The organism is Agrococcus sediminis (assembly GCF_007923295.1).
In the GTDB taxonomy this organism is placed as follows: domain Bacteria; phylum Actinomycetota; class Actinomycetes; order Actinomycetales; family Microbacteriaceae; genus Agrococcus; species Agrococcus sediminis.
On record NZ_VOIR01000017.1, the window covers coordinates 84,437 to 104,980 of the forward strand.

General features: G+C 74.5%; 19 protein-coding genes and 1 riboswitch. Of the genes, 13 read left to right on the plus strand and 6 right to left on the minus strand.

Features of this window, described 5'->3' with window-relative positions; genetic code table 11:
* Window positions 1-71 precede the first annotated feature (71 nt).
* The 4 genes from FQ330_RS12035 (at window position 72) to FQ330_RS12050 (ending at window position 5,363) form a co-directional block, all read left to right on the plus strand.
* A complete protein-coding gene (locus FQ330_RS12035) occupies window positions 72-872 on the plus strand; it encodes a succinate dehydrogenase iron-sulfur subunit (protein WP_128188828.1) in 801 nt (266 codons plus the stop codon).
* A 116-nt stretch (window positions 873-988) separates the two neighbouring features.
* Window positions 989-1,780, plus strand: coding sequence for a tryptophan-rich sensory protein (locus FQ330_RS12040; RefSeq protein ID WP_146357874.1), 792 nt, complete (start codon window positions 989-991; stop codon window positions 1,778-1,780).
* A 38-nt stretch (window positions 1,781-1,818) separates the two neighbouring features.
* Window positions 1,819-3,747, plus strand: coding sequence for a dynamin family protein (locus FQ330_RS12045; RefSeq protein ID WP_192575943.1), 1,929 nt, complete (start codon window positions 1,819-1,821; stop codon window positions 3,745-3,747).
* Complete coding sequence (locus FQ330_RS12050) at window positions 3,744-5,363, plus strand: GTPase family protein (RefSeq protein ID WP_146357875.1); 1,620 nt, start codon at window positions 3,744-3,746, stop codon at window positions 5,361-5,363. The genes FQ330_RS12045 and FQ330_RS12050 overlap by 4 nt, the downstream gene beginning before the upstream one ends.
* Here the strand turns inward: FQ330_RS12050 and ptsP are convergent.
* Window positions 5,360-7,006: a phosphoenolpyruvate--protein phosphotransferase gene (gene ptsP / locus FQ330_RS12055; protein WP_146357876.1), complete on the minus strand. Its 1,647-nt coding sequence runs from the start codon at window positions 7,004-7,006 to the stop codon at window positions 5,360-5,362. The two genes, FQ330_RS12050 and ptsP, sit on opposite strands and share 4 nt — an antisense overlap.
* Window positions 7,007-7,059: 53 nt before the next feature.
* On the opposite strand from ptsP, the gene FQ330_RS12060 reads away from it, so the two are divergent.
* From FQ330_RS12060 to FQ330_RS12075, 4 genes are all read left to right on the plus strand, one after another.
* On the plus strand, window positions 7,060-8,025 hold the full coding sequence (locus FQ330_RS12060; RefSeq protein WP_128188803.1) for a YihY/virulence factor BrkB family protein: 966 nt from the start codon (window positions 7,060-7,062) through the stop codon (window positions 8,023-8,025).
* A gap of 69 nt (window positions 8,026-8,094) precedes the next feature.
* The gene (locus FQ330_RS12065; protein ID WP_128188804.1) at window positions 8,095-8,925 is read left to right on the plus strand and encodes an exodeoxyribonuclease III; all 831 of its coding nucleotides are present in this window, start codon (window positions 8,095-8,097) and stop codon (window positions 8,923-8,925) included.
* 20 nt (window positions 8,926-8,945) lie between these two features.
* The gene (gene trpS / locus FQ330_RS12070; protein ID WP_146357877.1) at window positions 8,946-9,941 is read left to right on the plus strand and encodes a tryptophan--tRNA ligase; all 996 of its coding nucleotides are present in this window, start codon (window positions 8,946-8,948) and stop codon (window positions 9,939-9,941) included.
* A complete protein-coding gene (locus FQ330_RS12075) occupies window positions 9,938-10,513 on the plus strand; it encodes a GNAT family N-acetyltransferase (RefSeq protein ID WP_146357878.1) in 576 nt (191 codons plus the stop codon). Before trpS ends, FQ330_RS12075 begins: the two co-directional genes overlap by 4 nt.
* Window positions 10,514-10,539: 26 nt before the next feature.
* On the opposite strand, the gene lipA is transcribed toward FQ330_RS12075, so the two are convergent.
* From lipA to FQ330_RS12090, 3 genes are all read right to left on the minus strand, one after another.
* The gene (gene lipA / locus FQ330_RS12080) at window positions 10,540-11,514 is read right to left on the minus strand and encodes a lipoyl synthase (protein ID WP_146357954.1); all 975 of its coding nucleotides are present in this window, start codon (window positions 11,512-11,514) and stop codon (window positions 10,540-10,542) included.
* 77 nt (window positions 11,515-11,591) lie between these two features.
* Window positions 11,592-12,272 carry a lipoyl(octanoyl) transferase LipB gene (gene lipB / locus FQ330_RS12085; protein ID WP_225792853.1) on the minus strand — a complete coding sequence of 227 codons (681 nt, stop codon included), beginning with the start codon at window positions 12,270-12,272 and terminating at the stop codon, window positions 11,592-11,594.
* 227 nt (window positions 12,273-12,499) lie between these two features.
* Window positions 12,500-13,360 carry a DUF559 domain-containing protein gene (locus tag FQ330_RS12090; protein ID WP_146357879.1) on the minus strand — a complete coding sequence of 287 codons (861 nt, stop codon included), beginning with the start codon at window positions 13,358-13,360 and terminating at the stop codon, window positions 12,500-12,502.
* A gap of 259 nt (window positions 13,361-13,619) precedes the next feature.
* Window positions 13,620-13,762: riboswitch (FMN riboswitch) on the plus strand.
* A gap of 50 nt (window positions 13,763-13,812) precedes the next feature.
* Here FQ330_RS12090 and ribD point away from each other — a divergent pair.
* From ribD to FQ330_RS12115, 5 genes are all read left to right on the plus strand, one after another.
* On the plus strand, window positions 13,813-14,829 hold the full coding sequence (gene ribD, locus FQ330_RS12095; RefSeq protein ID WP_146357880.1) for a bifunctional diaminohydroxyphosphoribosylaminopyrimidine deaminase/5-amino-6-(5-phosphoribosylamino)uracil reductase RibD: 1,017 nt from the start codon (window positions 13,813-13,815) through the stop codon (window positions 14,827-14,829).
* Complete coding sequence (locus tag FQ330_RS12100) at window positions 14,829-15,458, plus strand: riboflavin synthase (protein ID WP_146357881.1); 630 nt, start codon at window positions 14,829-14,831, stop codon at window positions 15,456-15,458. Before ribD ends, FQ330_RS12100 begins: the two co-directional genes overlap by 1 nt.
* Window positions 15,455-16,723 carry a 3,4-dihydroxy-2-butanone-4-phosphate synthase gene (gene ribB, locus FQ330_RS12105; protein ID WP_146357882.1) on the plus strand — a complete coding sequence of 423 codons (1,269 nt, stop codon included), beginning with the start codon at window positions 15,455-15,457 and terminating at the stop codon, window positions 16,721-16,723. Before FQ330_RS12100 ends, ribB begins: the two co-directional genes overlap by 4 nt.
* Window positions 16,723-17,196 carry a 6,7-dimethyl-8-ribityllumazine synthase gene (gene ribH / locus FQ330_RS12110; RefSeq protein WP_146357883.1) on the plus strand — a complete coding sequence of 158 codons (474 nt, stop codon included), beginning with the start codon at window positions 16,723-16,725 and terminating at the stop codon, window positions 17,194-17,196. Before ribB ends, ribH begins: the two co-directional genes overlap by 1 nt.
* 223 nt (window positions 17,197-17,419) lie before the next feature.
* Window positions 17,420-18,775 (plus strand): MFS transporter, encoded by a 1,356-nt coding sequence (locus FQ330_RS12115; protein ID WP_146357884.1) that lies wholly within the window; start codon window positions 17,420-17,422, stop codon window positions 18,773-18,775.
* Between the two features lie 60 nt (window positions 18,776-18,835).
* Here FQ330_RS12115 and surE read toward each other — a convergent pair whose 3' ends face one another.
* Window positions 18,836-19,594 (minus strand): 5'/3'-nucleotidase SurE, encoded by a 759-nt coding sequence (surE, locus tag FQ330_RS12120; protein ID WP_146357885.1) that lies wholly within the window; start codon window positions 19,592-19,594, stop codon window positions 18,836-18,838.
* Complete coding sequence (locus tag FQ330_RS12125; RefSeq protein ID WP_146357887.1) at window positions 19,594-20,523, minus strand: 1-phosphofructokinase family hexose kinase; 930 nt, start codon at window positions 20,521-20,523, stop codon at window positions 19,594-19,596. The genes surE and FQ330_RS12125 overlap by 1 nt, the downstream gene beginning before the upstream one ends.
* Window positions 20,524-20,544: the final 21 nt, after the last annotated feature.

Sequence of the window (20,544 nt, forward strand, 5' to 3'; positions counted from 1 at the left end):
CCGAGACCGGCGACCCCGCCGCGCAGGCCGACGCCGCCGTCGAGGCGACGACGGCCGACGCAGAGAGCGCGATGTCCTCGAGCGGCACGAGCGCCGCGCCGGTCGACTCCGCGGCCGAGGCCGCCGACCGCCCGGTCGAGGCCGCGCCGGTCGAGGTGCCCGAGAGCTTCACCGTCACGCTCATCGTGCGCCGGTACGACCCCGAGGTCGACGACGAGCCGCGCTGGGTCGACTACGACGTCCAGATGTACCAGACGGAGCGCATCCTCGACGCCCTGCACCGCATCAAGTGGGAGCAGGACCCGTCGCTCGCCTTCCGCCGCTCGTGCGCGCACGGCGTGTGCGGCTCCGACGCGATGCGCATCAACGGCAAGAACCGCCTCGCCTGCAAGGCGCTCGTGAAGGACTTCGACATCTCGAAGCCCATCTACGTCGAGGCGATCAAGGGCCTGCCGCTCGAGAAGGACCTCATCGTCGACATGGAGCCGTTCTTCGACTCCTTCCGCGAGATCCAGCCGTTCCTGCAGGCCTCGGGCAAGCCCGAGAAGGAGCGCCACCAGACGATCGCGCAGCGCGAGCGCTTCGACGACACCACGAAGTGCATCCTCTGCGCCGCGTGCACGACCTCGTGCCCGGTGTTCTGGACCGACGGGCAGTACTTCGGCCCGGCGGCGATCGTGAACGCGCACCGCTTCATCTTCGACAGCCGCGACGAGGCGAGCCAGGTGCGCCTCGACATCCTCAACGACCGCGAGGGCGTGTGGCGCTGCCGCACCACCTTCAACTGCACGGATGCGTGCCCGCGCGGCATCCAGGTGACGAAGGCGATCGCCGAGGTCAAGCAGGCGATGCTGACGGGCGTCAAGCTCTAGGCGAGCGCCCGCCTCTCGAGGGCCCGCTCCCGACCACCATCGGTCGGAGGCGGGCCCTCGGCAGATCCACGGCGACCGCTCGTCGAATAGTTAGCCTGGCAATGTAGTCTGCGTGCATGGACCGCACCTCGACGCTCGACCGCATCCGTCCCTGGGCCGTGCTCATCGCGCTGCCGGTGACGCTCGCGATGGCCGCGCTCGGCTCGGGCGCGTTCGGCGGCGCCGAGGTGCAGGCCTCCTCGAGCGGCGCGCTCGCGGCGGACGCGACGCCGCTCGCGCCCGCGAGCCCGGCCTTCTCGATCTGGTCGGTCATCTACCTCGGGCTCGCCGTCTACGCGGTCTGGCAGGTGCTGCCCGCCCAGCGCCACGACCGCCGGCAGCGCGCGATCGGCTGGCTCGCGGTGGCCTCGCTCGTGCTGAACGCGGCGTGGATCCTGTGCGCGCAGGCGGGGCTGCTGCCGGTGACGGTCGTCGTGATCGTCGTGCTGCTGGCGGTGCTGGCCGCGATCTTCGAGCTGCTGTGCCGCATCCGGCCCGCCTCGCGCCTCGAGGCGGTCGTCGTCGACGGCACCTTCGGCCTCTACCTGGGCTGGGTGTCGGTCGCGACGGTCGCGAACATCGCGGCCTGGCTCGCGGATGCGGGGGTGCGGCCGGAGCCGTTCGAGCCGCTCGCGATCGTGGTGCTGGCGGTCGTCGCGCTCGTCGGCGCGCTGATCGCCGCCCGCGGCGGCGGCCGCATCGCCCCGGCGCTCGCCATGCTCTGGGGGCTGTCGTGGATCGGGATCGGGCGCGCGCTCGACGAGCCGGCGTCGTTCCCCGTCGCGGTCGCCGCCGCGGCGGTGTGCGTGGCGATCGGCGCCGCAACGGTCATCGCGCGGCTGCGGCGGGTGCCGGCGCCGATCAGGTAGCCCGGGCGACGCTCGGGCTCGTGGGGCAGACTGGCCGTGTGACCGACGCCACCATCGCCGCCCTCGACCGGCTCGACGCCCTGCGCGACGCCCTCGACGGCGTCGCCCTGCCGCTGTCGGTGGCGGGCGCCGACGCCGCGCGCGACGCGCGGAGGGCGGCCGTGCGGCAGATCGACGACTACATCCAGCCGCGCCTCAGCCACCTCGACGCACCGCTGCTCGCAGTCGTCGGCGGCTCGACCGGCGCCGGCAAGTCGACGCTCGTGAACGCGCTCGTGGGCCATCCCGTCACCCGCACCGGGGTCATCCGCCCCACCACCCGGCAGCCGATCCTGCTGCACTCCCCCGCCGACGCCGGCTGGTTCGGCTCGACGCGCATCCTGCCCGGCCTCGCGCGGGTGCGCGGCGTCGTGCGCGAGGCGCCCGCGAGCGAGGCGGGCGACGAGCCCGACGCCGCGCTCATCGGCTCGGTCGTGCTCGTCGCCGACGAGCGCGTGCCGCGCGACCTCGCGATCCTCGACGCGCCCGACGTCGACTCGATCGCCGACGAGAACCGCGCGCTCGCCGCGCAGCTGCTCGCCGCCGCCGACCTGTGGCTCTTCTCGACCACCGCCAACCGCTACGCCGACGCCGTGCCGTGGAAGCTGCTCGACGACGCCGCCGCCCGCGACATCACCGTCGGCGTCGTGCTGAACCGGGTGCCGCCGGGCGCCGAGGCCGAGGTGGAGGCCGACCTGCGCCAGATGCTCGCCGTGCGGGGGCTCGCCGACGCGCCGGTCTTCGTGATCGCGGAGTCGCCGCTCGACGGTCGCGGCATGCTCCCCGATGCCGCGACCGAGGCGATCCGCGGCTGGCTGACCGGCATCGCCGGCGACCGCGCCGAGCGGGCCCGCATCGCCGGCCGCACGCTCGCGGGCACGGTCGAGCGGCTCGGCGTCACGGCGCGCGCCGTCGCCGACGCGCGCGACGAGCAGCTGGTGGTCGCGCAGGACCTCCGCGACACGGTGCGCACCGCGCACGCCGACGCCGCCGAGCGCGTCACCGACGCGACGCGCGACGGCGTGCTGCTGCGCGGCGAGGTGCTCGCCCGCTGGCAGGACTTCGTCGGCACCTCCGACGTGTTCCGCACCGTCGAGTCCTGGTACTCCCGCACCCGCGACCAGGTCGTCGCGTGGTTCCAGGGCAAGCCCCCGCCCGCGGTCGAGGTCGAGCACGAGATCGAGAGCGGCCTGCACGCGGTCATGGTCGACGAGGCCGGCCGCGCCGCCTCCGACGCGTGGCAGCGCGTGCGGCACAGCGCCGTCGGCCGGCAGCTCACGAGCGGCGCCGACCTCGCGCATCCGTCGCCCGACCTCTCGGAGCGCGCCGCGACGCTCGTGCGCGACTGGCAGCAGGCGCTCATGGCGCTCATCACCGAGCAGGCCGCAGGCAAGCGCACCAAGGCGCGGGTCATGTCGCTCGGGCTCAACGTGATCACGGTGGCGCTCATGGTCGTGGTGTTCGCGTCGACCGGCGGGCTCACCGGTGGCGAGCTCGCGATCGCCGGCGGCTCGGCGGTGGTCGGGCAGAAGCTGCTCGAGACGATCTTCGGCGAGGACGCCGTGCGGCGCCTCGCCGCGCAGGCGCGCGACGACCTCGAGACCCGGGTGCGCGCGCTGCTCGAGCGGGAGGCGTCGCGCTGGGATGCGCTGCTCGCGCCCGTGGAGGCGGGCACGGCGGCGGATGCGCTGCGGGACGCGGCGACGGAGCTCGAGACCGCGATGGCGGCCGTCGGGCGCGCCGACGGACGCACCGACGAGCGGCCCTCGCGCGCGCTGCAGCGGAGCGACCTCGTCGAGGGCGAGGCGCTCGACGACGACGCCGAGCCGCCGGTCGACGGGGAGGCCGACGACGTGCGCGCGCTCGAGCCGGGCCCGCACGCCGCCGACGAGCGCGAGCGCGACGACCGCCCCGGGGCGCCGCGATGAGCGAGCCGACCGTCGACGCGCTGCTCGGCGCGCTCTCGGAGGCGGCCGAGCTCGGCGCAGGCCGCGTGCCGGAGGCCGAGCTCGAGGCGGTGCGCCGCATCGCCGCGAGCGCCGGCGAGCGCCGCGCGCTGTCCTCCGAGCACACCGTCGTCGGCCTGTTCGGCGCGACCGGATCCGGCAAGTCGTCGCTCATGAACGCGCTGGCGGGCGAGGCGCTCGCGCGCACCCACGTGCGGCGGCCGACCACCTCGGAGCCGCTCGCGGCCGTCTGGAACCCCCGCGGCGCATCCGCCCTGCTCGACTGGCTGCAGGTGCGCGACCGGCGCATCATGGAGCGGCCCTTCGCCGCCGGCCAGGAGCTGTCGCTCATCGTGCTCGACCTGCCCGACTTCGACTCGGTCGCGCTCGAGCACCGCGCGATCGCCGAGCGGCTCGCCGGCCAGGTCGACGTGCTCGTCTGGGTCGTCGACCCGCAGAAGTACGCCGACGCCGTCATCCACCGCGACTTCATCGCGCCGCTCGCGACGCACGCGGCCGTCACGGCGGCGGTGCTCAACCAGGTCGACCGGCTGCCGGCCGACGAGGTGCAGCACGTCGTCGGCTCGCTGCGCGGGCTGCTGCGGCGCGACGGGCTCGAGGGCGTGCGGGTGCTGCCGGTCTCGGCCGTCACCGGCGAGGGCATCGACGACCTGCGGGCGCTCATCGCGCGCTTCGCCGCCGATCGGAAGGCGGCCTCGCAGCGCCTCGCCGCCGACATCCGCGGCATCGCCGGCAGGCTCGAGCAGTCGGGCGTGCCGGGCAAGCTGCGCTCGGCCGACGTGCAGCAGCTCGAGCGGGGCCTCGGCGCCGCCGCGAACGTCGAGGCGGTCGCGCAGGCGGTCGCCGGCAGCTACCGCAAGCGCGCCGGCCAGGTGACCGGCTGGCCGCTCACGGCGTGGATGCTGCGGCTCGCGCCCGACCCGCTGCGACGGCTGCACCTCGCGCTCGGCCGCGAGCGCGGCCGCGACGCCGAGGTGCACCGCACCGGCATGCCGCCCATGAGCGCCGCGCAGCGCGCCCAGGCGGGCACCGCGGTGCGCGCCTACGCCGACGCGGCCGCCGCGGGGCTCGGCGAGGGCTGGTCGGCGGCGATCCACGAGCACGCGGCGGATGCGCTCGAGCGGCTCCCGGCGGAGCTCGACCGGGCGGTCGCGCGCACCGACCTCGGCGCGCGCGGCTCCTGGTGGTGGCCGCTCCTCGCCGCGATCCAGTGGATCGCGCTGCTCGCGGCGGTCGTGAGCGGCATCTGGCTGCTGCTGCCCGTGCTGCTGCCGCTCTGGGGCATGGTCGCGCCGACGATCCCGCAGGTCGAGGGCACGGCGACGTGGCTCGACGGCTGGCCGGTGCCGCTCGTGGGGCTCATCGGCGGGGTGCTCCTCGGTATCGTGCTCGGCCTCGTGGGCGCGCTCATCGGCGGCGCGGTCGGCGCGTCCCGGCGCGCGCGGGCGCGGCGCCGGCTGCGCAAGCAGGTGCACGCCGTCGCCCACGAGGTCGTGGTGCTGCCGATCGAGGGCGAGCGGGAGCGCGCCCGGGAGTTCGCCGTCGCGGTCGCCCGCGCGGCCGGGCGGAAGCGCTAGGCGGCAGCCGCCGCCCTCGCGCCGGCCGCCGATCGGGCAGCGACGGCCCGCGCGGCGCGCTCGCGCGCCTCGTCGAGCGTCACCGTCAGCAGCTCGGCGCGCACGTCGGCGAGCGCCGAGGCGCTCATCGACAGCGACGTCACGCCGAGGCCGACGAGCACGACCGCGAGCGCCGGATCCGCCGCGGCCTCGCCGCACACCCCCACGGGCTTGCCGGCCTTCGCCCCGGCCTCGCCGAGCATCCCCACCAGCCGCAGCACCGCCGGGTGCCACGGGTCCTGGAAGGCGGCGACGGAGCCGAGCTGCCGGTCGGCGGCGAGCGTGTACTGCGTCAGGTCGTTCGTGCCGATCGAGACGAAGTCGGCCACCTCGAGCACCTGGTCGGCGACCACCGCGATCGACGGCACCTCAGCCATTGCGCCGACCGTGCGGAGGCCCAGCTCCCGCCCGAGCCCGACGAAGTACTCGGTCTCCTCGACGTCGGCGATCATCGGCGCCATCACCCACAGCTCCGCCTCGGTCGCCGCCTGCGCGTTCGCGAGCGCCGTGAGCTGGTCGCGCAGGATCTGCTCGGTCGCGCGCAGCGCCCGGATCCCGCGCAGGCCCAGCGCCGGGTTCTCCTCGTGGGCGTCGTTCAGGAACGGCAGCGGCTTGTCGGCGCCGGCGTCGAGCACGCGCGCGACGACCTTCTTGCCGGGGAACGCCTGCAGCAGCTCGGTGTAGGCGACGGTCTGCGCCTCGACGCTCGGCGCGCTCGACGAGTCGAGGAAGAGGAACTCCGTGCGGAAGAGCCCTACGCCCTCCGCGCCCAGCGCGACAGCCGCGGGCGCGTCCTTCGGCGAGCCGACGTTCGCGAGCAGCGGCACCTTCGTGCCGTCGGCGAGGGCGCCCTCGGTGATGGGCGCGCTCGAGGCGGCCGCCCGCGACTCGCGCTCGACGAGGGCGGCGGCGACGGATGCGTCGTCCGGGTCGAGCACGACGGTGCCGGCCCGCGCGTCGACGATCATGCGCTGGCCGTCGGCGACCGCCGACAGCAGCCCCACGACCCCGACGACCGCCGGCAGCGACTTGGAGCGGGCGAGGATCGCCGTGTGCGACGTGGGGCCGCCCTCCTCGGTCACGAGGGCGAGCGTGCGCTCGAGGTCGAGGGTCGCCGTGTCGGCGGGCGCGAGGTCGCGCGCGACCAGGATGAACGGCTCGTCGGACTGCGGCACGCCCGGCGCCGCGACGCCGCGGAGGCGCGCGACGACGCGCTGGGCGACGTCGTCGAGGTCGGTCGCGCGCTCGGCCATGTAGCCGCCCATCGCCGTGAGCATGTCGCGGAACGCGCCGTACGCATCCCACGTCGCGCGCTCGGCGTTCGCGCCGCCGTCGAGGCGCGCGCGCACGTCGTCGAGGATCGCCGGGTCCTGCGCCATGAGCGCGGCGGCCTCGAGCACCTGCTGCGCGTCGCCGCCCGCGGCGGCCGCGCGCGCCTGCAGCTCGTGCGCGACGCCCTCGAGCGCCTGCCGCACGCGCTCGTGCTCGGCACCGGCGTCGGCGGCGAGCGGCTCGTCGCTCGGCGGGGCGAGTGGCTCCGGCATCCGCAGCACCTTCGCGACAGCGATGCCCCGACCGACCCCGACCCCTGAGAGCGCACCCATCCCGCCACACTACGCTGGGCCCCCTGCCCGCCACGACCCCGACCGGAGGCACCATGAAACCGCTGCTGGAGCGCGTGATGCGGTCGTGGCCGGTGCGGGCGTGGCAGCGCTACAGCGAGCAGCGCGGCCCCGTGCTCGCGCAGGGCATGACCCTCCAGGCGTTCCTGTCGCTGTTCGCCGCGCTGTTCGTCGCGTTCGCGATCTTCATGGCGGTGCTGGGCGGCAACGTGGCGCTCCGCGAGGCCGTGATCGACTCGATCTCGTCGTCGATCCCCGGGCTCATCGGCGAGGGCGGCGCGCTCGACGTCGAGCAGCTCACCGGCTCGACGATCGTCGGCTGGGCGGGCGCCATCGCCGCCGCCTCGATCCTGATCACCGCGATCGCCTGGATCGGCGTGAGCCGCGAGGGCTTCCGCGCGATGTTCGACCTCGGCGCCCCGCCGTCGAACGTCATCCTGCTGAAGCTCGGCGACCTCGGCGTCGCGCTCGGCATCGGCCTGCTCGTCGTCGTCTCCTCGGGCCTGCTCGTCGTCACGCAGACGCTCGCCGATGCGCTCGGCCTCGGCTGGGCGGGCCGGGTGCTCGGCTTCGCCATCCAGCTGCTGCTCGACACCGGCATCGTGCTGCTGCTGTTCCGCTTCGGCGGCCGGCTGCGGCTGCCCGCCAAGCAGGTCGTGCTCGCCGCCCTCGCCTGCGCGGTGGCCTTCCAGGTGCTCAAGCTGCTCGCGTCGCTGCTGTTCGGCGCCGTCGAGAACAACCCGCTGCTCGCCGGCGTCGCCGCGGTCGTGATCATCCTCATCTGGCTCGGCTTCATCATGCAGATCCTGCTCGTGGCGCTCGCGTTCGTCGCGGTCACGCCCACCGGCCGCGCCTACACGCGGCTCGTCGAGGCGGGCGGCATCGATGCGCGCCTGAGCCCCGCGCAGGCGAAGGAGCTCCTCGTCGAGGTGCAGGCCAACCGGCGCGAGGGCGGCGACCACGCCCGGCTCCACAAGCGGCTCGCGCGGCGCATCCGCTGACCTCCTCCCGCCACTTCGGGGGGCCCCGGCCGTCCGGGACCCCCGTGCCCGCTCGGTAGGCTCGAGGGCATGGTCCGCATCGCCTCCGTCAATGTCAACGGCGTGCGCGCCGCGTTCCGCAAGGGCATGGGCGAGTGGCTCGAGGCCGGCGGCTTCGACATCGTGGCGCTCCAGGAGGTGCGCGCGCTCGACGAGGACCTCCTGCCGCTCGTGCCCGGCTGGCACGTGCTGCACGACCCGGCCACCGCGAAGGGCCGCGCCGGCGTCGCTGTGCTCTCGCGCGAGCCGTCGATCGAGCACCGCACCGACATCGGGCTGAAGACCTTCGACACGAAGGGGCGCTGGCTCGAGGCCGACTTCCTCCTCGGCGAGACGCTGCTGACGGTCGTCTCCGCCTACGTGCACTCGGGCGGCGAGGTCGGCAGCGAGAAGCAGGACGCGAAGTTCCGCTTCCTCGAGTCGATGGCGAAGCGCCTGCCGCAGCTGCGCTCGCACGCCGAGCACGCCGTGGTCATGGGCGACTTCAACGTCGGCCACACGCCGCTCGACATCAAGAACTGGCGCGGCAACCAGAAGAACGCGGGATTCCTGCCCGAGGAGCGCAGCCACCTCGACCGCTTCTTCGGCACCGGCATGGTCACCGGCGTCGACGGCCGGCGCGGCCGCGGCCACGGATGGGTCGACGTGGGCCGAGCCGCGCATCCGGGCGTCGACGGGCCCTACACGTGGTGGTCGCAGCGCGGCAAGGCGTTCGACACCGACACGGGCTGGCGCATCGACTACCACATGGCCTCGCCCGCCCTCGCGGCGGTCGCCCGCGACTACCGCATCGATCGCGCGAGCGCGTGGGACACCCGATGGTCCGACCACGCCCCCGTCATCGTCGACTACGACCTGTGATCACTCAGACTGGAACCGCCATGCCCAAGCCCCGCCTCTACTCGGGGATGCAGCCCTCCTCGGGCTCGCTCCACCTCGGCAACTACATCGGCGCGCTGCAGCAGTGGCGCGGCATGCAGGACGAGTACGACGCCTTCTTCTCGATCGTCGACCTGCACGCGATCACGGTCGCGCAGGACCCGAAGGTGCTGCGCGAGCAGGTGCGCACCCTCGCCGCGCAGTACATCGCGGGCGGCATCGACCCCGACCGCTCCTGCCTGTACGTGCAGTCGCACGTCGCCGCGCACGCGCAGCTGCAGTGGCTGCTCTCGACCATCACCGGCTTCGGCGAGGCGAGCCGGATGACGCAGTTCAAGGACAAGACCGCCAAGGGCGGGCAGGAGACGGCCTCCGTGGGCCTGTTCACCTACCCGATCCTGATGGCCGCCGACATCCTGCTCTACGACACCGAGGTCGTGCCGGTCGGCGACGACCAGAAGCAGCACGTCGAGCTCACGCGCGACCTCGCCGAGCGCTTCAACAAGCGCTTCGGGAGCACCTTCACGGTGCCGAAGCCGGTGATCCTCGCCAACGGCGCCCGCATCTACGACCTGCAGTCGCCGGCGTCGAAGATGTCGAAGTCGGCCGACAACGACAAGGGCGTGGTGTGGCTGCTCGACGAGCCCGCCCGCACCGCGAAGAAGATCCGCTCGGCCGTCACCGACACCGAGGGCTCGATCCGCGCCGACCGCGCCGAGAAGCCGGGCGTCACGAACCTGCTCGACATCCTCTCCGCGATGACGGGCACGCCGGTGCCCGGCCTCGAGGCGGAGTTCGCCGGGCAGGGCTACGGCGTCTTCAAGACGGCCGTCGCCGACGCGGTCGTCGCCGAGCTGGCGCCGGTGCGCGAGCGCACGCTCGAGCTGCTCGCCGACCCCGCAGAGCTCGACCGCCTGCTGGCGGCGAACGCCGAGCGCGCGGCGGCGGTGGCGGATGCGACGCTCGGCCGCGCGCTGGAGGCGATGGGGCTGCGATGACCGGCGGGTCGCTCGCGGGGCCGTCGCTGCCCGTCGTCGGCGGGAAGGTGCTGCTCACGGCGCTCCGCGAGGCCGACGTCGACCGGGTCGTCGAGGCGTGCACGACGCCCGAGGCGGAGCGATGGCTCGAGACGCCCGTGCCGTACCGCCGCGCGGACGCCGAGTCGTTCGTGCGGGAGTTCGCGCCCGCCGGCTGGCGCGGCGAGCACGACGAGCGCGTGTGGGCGATCCGCGAGTCGCTCGGCGGGCCGCTCGCGGGCGTCATCGGGCTGCGGGAAGGCAGCCGCGAGGTGGGCTTCTGGCTGCACCCCGCGGCGCAGGGCCGGGGCCTGATGGCCGACGCCGTGCGCACCGCGGTCGGCCACGCAGACGGCTGCCTGACGTGGCCCGAGGTGCGCTGGGCCTGCTACGACGGCAACGTCGCGTCGATGCGCGTCGCCCGCGCGGCCGGCTTCCACTACCTCGGCACGCGCGAGGGCCTGCACCGCGGCGTGCCCGAGCTGCAGCACCACGCGGTGCGGCCGGCCCACGGCGAGCCGGCCGACGCCCTCCCCTGGCCCGACCTCGGCTGACCGGCCCGGCGCATCCGCACGCCCGCTCAGCGTGCGTTGTTCGTGATGCCCGCCGCCGCCGGAGCCGCGGCACCCATGCCGGTGATGATCGGCGCCGGCGCCGCACCGCCGCGCACCTCGAGCGCCCGCCGGTAGAGCGTGCCCGCGCGGTACGACGAGCGCACGAGCGGCCCCGACATGACGCCCGAGAAGCCGATGCGGGTCGCAATCTCGCCGAGCTCGGCGAAGCGCTCGGGCTCCACCCAGCGGTCGACCGGGTGGTGGCGCGGCGAGGGCCGCAGGTACTGCGTGATGGTGATGAGCTCGGTGCCCGCCTCGTGCAGCGCCTCGAGCGTCTCGACGACCTCGTCGTCGGTCTCGCCCATGCCGAGGATGAGGTTCGACTTCGTCACGAGCTCCTCCTCGCGGCTCCAGCGCAGCACGTCGAGGCTGCGCTCGAAGCGGAAGCCGGGGCGGATGCGCTTGAAGATGCGCGGGACGGTCTCGACGTTGTGGGCGAAGACCTCGGGCCGCGTCTCGAACAGCTGCTGCAGGAGGTGCCGGCGGCCGGTGAAGTCGGGCGCGAGCATCTCGACGCCGACGCCGGGGTTGGCCTCGTGGATGCGCCGCACCGTCTCGGCGTAGAGCCAGATGCCCTCGTCCTCGAGGTCGTCGCGGCAGACGCCCGTGACGGTCGCGTAGCGCAGCCCCATCGTGCGCACCGACTCGGCGACCCGCACCGGCTCCATGAGGTCGAGCAGCGCCGGCTTGCCGGTGTCGATCTGGCAGAAGTCGCAGCGGCGCGTGCACTGGTCGCCGCCGATGAGGAACGTCGCCTCCCGGTCCTCCCAGCACTCGTAGATGTTGGGGCAGCCCGCCGACTGGCAGACGGTGTGGAGGTCCTGCGCCTGCACGAGCTCCTGCAGCTCGCGGAACTGCGGGCCCATGCGGGCGCGCGTCTTGATCCAGGCGGGCTTGCGCTCGATGGGCGTCTCGGCATTCCGCGCCTCGATGCGCAGCATGCGCCGGCCCTGCGGCTCGGGGCGGGCGGCGTCGGCCTGCGCCGGCGCCTGCGCCTGCGCCGGCTGGCTGCACGCGCTCACGCGTGCACCGCCGCGCGGTCGTCGAGCGCCACCGAGGTGAACGGCGCGAAGTCGAGCAGCGGCTCGAGCTCGGCCGCGAAGCGGCGCCCGATCGCCATCGGGTCGTGCGTGCTGCCGGTCTCGAGCTCGACGGTCGTCACCCCGGCGTCGGCGATGCCGCAGGGGACGATCGTCGTGAAGGGCGCGAGCGAGTTGGCGACGTTGATCGCGATGCCGTGCATCGAGGCGCGCGAGGCGACCCGCACGCCGACCTGCGCGACCTTGCGCTCGCCCGACGCATCCGCCACCCAGACGCCCGCGCGGCCGCGGATGCGCCGGGTCGCGAGCCCGCTCGCCGCGAGCGCGCGGATGATGGCCTCCTCGAGCCGGCGCACCCAGTCGACGACCTGCACCGCGTCGGGCAGCGCGACGATCGGGTAGGCCACGAGCTGGCCCGGGCCGTGCCACGTGATGCGGCCGCCGCGGTCGACCTCGATCGCCTCGCTGCCGTCGGTCGGGAGGTCGCCGGGCTGCGTCGAGGTGCCCGCCGTGTAGACGCTCGCGTGCTCGAGCAGCAGCAGTGTGGGCCGCGCGCCGTCGACCACCTGCGCGTGGAGCGCGCGCTGCAGGGCCCAGGTCTCGCGGTAGTCGGCGCCCGCGCCCAGCTCGACCACGTCCATCCGTCGCTCGATCTCCACGTCGCCGTGCCCCCATCCGGGATTGCTATACCCAGTACGACAATACCCGACAGCGCGCTTGCAGCCATCGTTCGTCCGACCCCCCTGCACAACGCAAGCCCAACGGCCCCAATCAGCGGCAGATCGACCGTCCCCGCCTCCGGCGCCGCAAGAAGCTCCGAAGCGGCTTGCGTTGTGCGCGGGGGCCGACGCGGACCCGGTGCGGCACCCGCCGGAGAGGCTGGGACTCAGCCGCGCGGGTGGAGCTCGAGCGCCGCGCGCACCAGCGCGATGAAGCGGTGCGCGTTGTCGTCGAGCCAGCGCGCCGAGAGGCGCACGGTGACGTAGCCCTGCAGGAGCGCCTCGGCGTCGCGCCGGCGGTCCTCCTCGAAGCTGCCCTCGTGGTGCTCGCGGCCGTCGATCTCGACGATGACGCAGCCGCACACGACGAAGTCGACCCTGCCGACACGCGGGATCCGCACCTGCTGCTCGTAGTGGAGTCCCGCGGCGAGCAGCAGCAGCTTCGCGTCGGTCTCGTAGCCCGAGCCGCACTTCCCGTCGACGGCCGCGGCAGCAGGCATCCCGTCCCAGTCGAGCCCCTCGAGCGCCCGCTCGATGTCGGCGGGGCTCGCCAGCCCGCGGTCGAGCGCCGAGTCGGCGACCCGGATCGCCTCGTGCACGCCGAAGCAGCGCGCGATGCACGCGACCGCGGCAGCCGCCGACGTTGCGCACCGGTCGCCGTCGTCCGGGTCGAGGTCCTCCCAGTGGAGCACGAGCCCCTCCCGCCGCTCGAGGCGCCGGTGCCGGTCGCGCGGATCGCGCAGCCGCGTCGATCCGTCCCACAGGTGCACGTGGAGCCGGTCGTCGCTCGGCACCCAGAGCCCGAGGTGCGCGGCGGCAGACGCGCACGCGAGCCGTCCGCCGATCCGCAGCGCCGAGACGAGCGCGTCGGATGCTGGCTGCCAGACGTAGACGTCGCGGCGGGCCCGCACGAGCAGCCCGAGCCGCAGGCCCTCCTCGATCGCCGCGCGGCTGCTGCCCTCCTCGCGCAGCTCGCGGTACTCATCCACCCGGACGGCGCCCTGCGAGAGCGGCCTCAGCGTCGACATGCGCGGCAGGATGGATCGTCCGCCCGCCGCTGCGCGCATCAGCTGCACCGACCTGTGCAGAAGCGGCCGCGCACAACGCAAGCCGCCCAACCGAGATCTGCGACGGCTGCGGCGCCGGCCCCGCGCCGCCCGCTGGTCGGGCGCCGCGGGCTTGCGTTGTGCGGCGGCGGGCGGCGGGGCCGCCGCCGCGGCGCCGCCGGGCAGGGATGCGCGGGCACGGGAATGGGCACGGCCGGAGTCGAGTTGTAGGCTGGCAGTGCAACGTGCCCGGGGTCAGTGCAAGTCTGAACCGGCGGTGATAGTCCGCGACCCGAGCGGCGCTCTCCAGCAGGAGGTGCTGCTCGGCTGAGCTGGTGGAACTCCAGCACCGACGGTGAGAGTCCGGAGGGGAGGCGCACGTGGGGTCGCGACGCGACCCCTCGGATCCCCGCGCGCGTTCTGGAGAGGACGGCATGGCAGGGATCAGCGGCGCTGAGCAGGGCGCCACGGCGCGCGCCCGCGAGCTCGCGCTGCGCGGCCCCCGCGGCGTCAACCCGCAGGTCGGGGCCGTCGTGCTCTCCCCCGACGGCCGGGTGCTCGCCGAGGGCTGGCACCGCGGCGCCGGCACGCCGCACGCCGAGGTCGACGCGCTCTCGCGGCTCACGCCCGCTGAGGCCCGCGGCGCGACCGCCGTCGTCACCCTCGAGCCCTGCAACCACACCGGGCGCACCGGCCCGTGCGCCGTCGCGCTGCTCGACGCGGGCGTCGCGCGCGTCGTCTACGCCGCGGCCGACCCCGGCGACGCGTCGAGCGGCGGCGCGCAGCGCCTCGCAGCGGCAGGTGTCGAGGTCGTGCGCGCCGACGAGGCCGAGGGCGCGGCGCTCATCGCCGACTGGCTCTTCGTGCAGCGCACCGGCCGGCCGCGCGTGACGGTGAAGTGGGCGCAGTCGCTCGACGGCCGCGCCGCCGCCGCCGACGGCAGCAGCCGGTGGATCACGGGGCCCGAGGCCCGCGCGCACGTGCACCGCGAGCGCAGCGCCCACGACGCGATCGCCGTCGGCACCGGCACCGTGCTCGCCGACGACCCGCAGCTCACCGCCCGCATCGAGGGCGAGCCGGATGCGCCGCAGCCGATCCCGGTCGTCTTCGGCGAGCGCGGCGTGCCCGGCTCCGCCGCCCTGCACCGGCACCCCCGGGGCTTCCGCACGGCCGGCCACGAGCTCGAGCGCGAGCTCTTCGCCCTCGCCGCCGCAGGCATCCAGACCCTCTACGTGGAGGGCGGGCCGACGCTCGCGAGCGCGTTCATCCGCGCGGGGCTCGCCGACCGGCTCACCGTCTACCTCGCGCCGACCCTCCTCGGGGGCCCGCGCACAGCCCTCGACGACCTCGGCGTCGGGACGATCGACGAGCAGCGCCGCCTCACGGTGACGCGGCTCGAGCAGCTCGGCCGCGACCTCCTGGTCGAGGCCACGACAGAGAGCGAGCAGTGATGTTCACCGGCATCATCGAGGAGCTCGGCGAGGTCGTCTCGTTCGAGCCCCACGGCACCGGGCAGGGCGAGGCCTGGCGCCTCACCGTGCGCGGCCCCCTGGCCGTCAGCGACGCGTCCCACGGCGACTCCATCGCCGTCAACGGCCTCTGCCTGACCGTGGTCGAGCGGACGGCGGATGCGTTCACGGCCGACGTCATGCAGATCTCGGTCGACATGTCGACGCTCGCCGACCGCCGCCCGGGCGACCGCGTGAACCTCGAGCGCGCCGCCGCCGTCGGCGACCGCCTGGGCGGACACATCGTGCAGGGCCACATCGACGGCACCGCGCGGGTGCTCTCGGTCGTCGACGCCGAGGGGCAGCGCACCGTGCGCTTCGCGCTCGACCCGGCGCTCGCGCACCTCGTCGCGCGGAAGGGCTCGGTGGCCGTCGACGGCATCAGCCTGACCGTGTCGGCCGTGAGCGAGCCGGTCGAGGCCGAGCAGTGGTTCGAGGTGTCGCTCATCCCTGAGACGCTCGAGTCGACGACGCTCGGCTTCCGCGCCGCCGGCGACCGGGTCAACATCGAGACCGACATCGTCGCTCGCCACGTCGAGCGCATGCTGCAGCTGCAGCGGGAGGCATCATGAGCATCACCACCATCGACGCCGCGCTCAAGGCGCTGCGCGAGCGCAAGCCCGTCATCGTCGTCGACGACGAGGGGCGCGAGAACGAGGGCGACCTGATCATGTCGGCGCAGCTCGCGACGACCGAGTGGATCGCCTTCATGGTGCGCCACACCTCGGGCTACCTGTGCGCGCCGCTCACCGGCGAGCGCGCCGACGAGCTGGGGCTGCCGCTCATGGTGCTCGAGAACGAGGACGCGCGGCAGACGGCGTACACGATCACCGTCGACGCCGCCGACCGCGACTCCACCGGCATCTCGGCCGACGACCGCGCCCACACGCTGCGCGTGCTCGCCGACCCCGCGACCACCCCGCAGGACCTGCGCCGCCCCGGCCACATCGTGCCGCTGCGCGCGGTCGAGGGGGGCGTGCGCGAGCGCAAGGGCCACACCGAGGCAGGCGTCGAGCTCATGAAGCTCGCGGGCCTCGAGCCGGTCGCCGTGATCGGCGAGCTCGTCGAGGACGGCGGCGAGATGCGCCGGCTGCCCTCGCTCATCGCCTTCGGCGAGGAGCACGACCTGCCGGTCATCACCATCGAGGACCTCATCGACTACCTCGACGCGGGCGGGCTGCCGACGGCGTGCAAGGGCGCGAACGACGAGTCGGCGCGCGTCTCCTTCGAGGTCGAGACCAAGGTGCCCACGCGCTTCGGCACGTTCCGCGTCGCCGCCTACCGCGACCGCCAGACCGGCGCCGACCACGTGGCGATCATCGCCGGCGACGAGCTCGCCGACGGCGCGCTCGTGCGCGTGCACTCCGAGTGCCTCACCGGCGAGGCGCTGCACTCGCTCAAGTGCGAGTGCGGCCCGCAGCTCGACGCGGCGATCCAGGCCATCCAGGAGGCCGGCAACGGCATGGTGGTCTACCTCCGCGGCCACGAGGGGCGCGGCATCGGCCTCATCAACAAGCTGAAGGCGTACCGCCTCCAGGAGGACGGGCTCGACACGCTCGACGCCAACCTCGCGCTCGGCCTCCCCGCCGACGCGCGCGAGTACGGCGCCGCCGCCAGCATCATCCGGCAGCAGGGCGTGCAGTCCATCCGGCTGCTCTCCAACAACCCGCTGAAGCAGGAGGCGCTCGAGCGCCACGGCATCGAGGTCTCCGAGCTCGTGCCGCTCCTCGTGGGCGTCGGCGAGCACAACGAGCAGTACCTCTCGGCCAAGCGCGACCGCATGGGTCACCAGCTGCCGGCCGTGATCGCAGCCACCGACGAGCAGGGAGAAGACTGATGGCCGGAGCAGGAGCACCGCGGACGAGCGGGCTGGACGCGAGCGGGATGCGCATCGCGATCGTGCACGGACGGTGGCACGAGCAGATCGCAACCGGTCTGCTCGAGGGCGCCCGACGCGCGCTCGCCGAGATGGGCGCCGACGTGGTCGAGCTGCCCGTGCCCGGCTCGTTCGAGCTGCCCGTCGTCGCGCAGGCGGCGCTCGAGGCCGGATGCGACGGCGCGGTGGCGCTCGCCGTCATCATCCGCGGCGGCACGCCGCACTTCGACTACGTCGCGCAGGCGGCGACGGTCGGCCTCACCGACGTCGCCATCCGCACCGGCAAGCCGGTCGGCTTCGGCGTGCTGACCCTCGACGACGAGCAGCAGGGCATCGACCGGGCCGGCATGCCCGGCTCGAAGGAGGACAAGGGCCGCGAGGCCGCCGAGGCGGTCGTCGAGGCCGCGCTCGCGCTCCGCTCCCTGCAGGGCTGAGCCCGGCGCATCCGCCCTCCCACGACGGGCGGATGCGCCGCGGCGGCGGGCGGACAACGGTCGTCGAGGCCATGGCCGGTTACCCGGCTCGGTACACTGGGCTGTCGTCGTCCCGGGGCCGCAGCCGTCCCCCAGACGGCCGGCCCGTCACGAGCGGACCGCACCGTTCGCGCGCGCCGCACCACCCCGCATCCAGCGCGCGCCACCGCATCCAGGAAGCAGCATGTCCATCTCCGCAACCCAGACGACCGCCGCGTCGTCGCAGCCGGCCAACTCCCGCGGCCGCGTCATCTTCGCCAGCCTCATCGGCACGACGATCGAGTTCTACGACTTCTACGTCTACGCGACCGCCGCCGTGCTGGTGTTCCCGCACCTCTTCTTCCCCACCGGCGACGACACGACGGCCCTCCTCGCCTCGTTCGCCGCGTTCGGCGCCGCGATGGTCGCGCGCCCCATCGGCTCGGTCGTCTTCGGTCACCTCGGCGACAAGTTCGGCCGCAAGGCGACGCTCGTCGGCGCGCTGCTGACGATGGGCATCGCCACGTTCCTCATCGGCGTGCTGCCCACCTACGCGCAGGTCGGCTGGTTCGCCGCCGCGCTGCTCGTGCTCATGCGTCTCGCGCAGGGCTTCGCGCTCGGCGGCGAGTGGTCGGGCGCGGCGCTCGTCGCGACCGAGAACGCCCCCGCCGGCAAGCGCGCCTGGTACGGCACCTTCCCGCAGCTCGGCGCGCCGATCGGCTTCATCATCGCCAACGGCCTCTTCCTCATCATCGCCGCGCTGCTGCCGAGCGACGACCCCTCGCGGCCCTCGCAGGCGTTCCTCGACTGGGGCTGGCGCATCCCGTTCCTCTTCTCGGCCGTGATGGTCGTCGTCGGCCTGTGGGTGCGGCTGCGGCTCGTCGAGTCGACGTCGTTCGAGAAGGCGAAGCAGTCGGGCACCATCCAGCGGCTGCCGCTCGGCACCGTCGTGCGCCACCACTGGCGCGAGCTGCTGCTCGGCACCTTCTTCATGCTCGCGACGTACGTGCTCTTCTACCTGATGACCACGTTCTCGCTCACGTACGGCCGCACCCCCACCGACGCGGCGATCCCCGGGCTCGGCTACTCGTACAACGCGTTCGTCATCATGCTCATCGTCGGCGTGGTGTTCTTCGGCATCTTCACGCTCGTCTCGGGGCCGCTCGCCGACCGCTTCGGCCGCCGCGCGACGCTCATCGTCGTGACGCTCGGCATCATCGCCTTCGGCCTGCTGTGGGTGCCGCTCACGAGCCTCGGCTTCGTCGGCGTGATGGCGTGGCTCATCATCGGCATGTCGCTCATGGGCTTCACCTTCGGCCCGATGGGCGCGCTGCTGCCCGAGCTGTTCCCGACCAACGTGCGGTACACGGGCTCGGGTGTCTCGTACAACGTCTCGTCGATCCTGGGCGCCGCGGTCGCGCCGTTCATCGCGGTGGCGCTGTGGACGGCGGGCGGCGGCAGCATCTTCTGGGTCGGCGTCTACCTCGCGGGCGCCGCGATGCTGACGCTCATCGCGCTGCTGCTGTCGAAGGAGACGAAGGACGTCGACATGGAGCGCTGACGCGCCCCATCGACCGCGGCCCGCCGCCCCTCGGGGTCGCGGGCCGCTCGTCGTCGCGCGTCAGGCGCCGCGGTCGGCGATCGTGCGCACGACCGTCACGGTCGCGTTGCCGGCGGCGAGCCGCTCCATGTCGCTGCCGGGCGCGTCGGCTGCGCGGTGCTCGCGGATCGACAGCCGCACCTCGTCGCCGTCGAGCTCGGTCATCGTGGTCTGGACGATGCCGAACGGCGCGAGCGGCGCCTCGACGAGCTCGAGCGCCGCGGGGTCGGGCACATCGGGCACGTTGACGTTGAGGATGGTGCCCGCCGGCGCGCCGACGAGCGTCGCGAGCGCGCGGCCGGCGACCGCCGCCGCGGTCTCCCAGTGCTCGTCGCCGCCGTCGCGCAGCCCCACGTCGAGCGAGACGGCGAGCGCGCGCACGCCGCCCTGCGCCGCCGTGAGCGCGGCGCCGACAGTGCCGGAGTGCATGATCGCGCCGCCCACGTTCGCTCCGCGGTTGATGCCGCTCAGCACGACGTCGGGCACGCCGCCGAACGATCCGTGCAGCGCGAGCAGCACGATGAGCGCGGGCGCCGCGTGCACCGCGTAGGCCTCGCCGTCGACACCCGGCACCGTGCGGCGCTCGGAGCGCACCGTGCCCTTGCCGCCCGCGGCGGTCACCGCCGTGCCCTGCGTGGCGATGATGGATGCGCTGGCGCCGGAGTGCTCGTGGGCGGGGGCCGCGACCACGACCTCCATGCCCGCGTCGGCGGCGGCGCGCGCGAGGGCGGCGAGCCCCGGCGAGTCGATGCCGTCGTCGTTCGTGATGAGTGCGCGCATCAGCGCTCCTTCCCGATCGGCTCGAGCTCCACCCGCTCGGCGATGGCGCGGATGGCCTCGGCGTCGCCCGTGCCGAGCCCGCGCCGCGTGGCGTTGACGGCGCCGGCCGCGGCGCCGAGGCGCACCGCGTCGGCGTGGCTGCCGCCGGCCGCGAGCGCCGCGGCGAGGCCCGCCGTGTACGAGTCGCCGGCGCCTCGCGTGTCCACCGGCTCGAGCTGGGGCGCGACCACGCGCCACGCGCCCTCCTCGCCGACGACGACCGAGCCGGCGTCCGCGCGGGTGACCGCGACGAGCGCGATGCCGTCGTCGGCGAGCTGCTGCGCGGCCGCGACGAGCTGACCCTCGTCGTCGCCGTCGTCGACCCGGCCGTCGTCGACCAGCTCCTCGTGGCTGACCTTCAGCACGTCGACGCCGCCCTCGAGCGCGGCAGCGAGGCGCTCGCCGGCGAGGTCGACGAGCACGGTGCGCCCGAGCTCGCGCATGTCGCTCGCGAGCCTGCGGTAGACATCCGCCTCGAGCATCTCGTCGCCGTCGGGCCCCGAGAGGATGACGAGCTCAGCGTCCATCGCCGCGCGCAGCGTCGCCGAGTAGAGCGCGTCGAGGTCGTGCCGGGTCAGCGGCTCGCCGTGCGCCTCCACGACCTCCCGCCGGTCGCCGCTGCGCCGGTCGTGCACGTAGGCCGGGCCGTTCCCGTCGCGGTCGATCGCGACGACCTCGAAGCCCTCGCGGTCGAGCAGCTGCCGCGCCACCGCGCCCGTCTCCCCCGCCACCGTGCACACGACCGTCACGTCGGCGCCGAGCGCCGCGAGCATCCGCGCCTGCCACACGCCCTGCCCGCCGACGTGCAGGTGCACGTCGGGTGCGCCCTCGTGCTCCTCGACCGTGATCGTGAGCGTCGGAGCGGGGGCGAAGACGAGCACGCGTGCCATGCGCCCACCCTAGGCACGCCG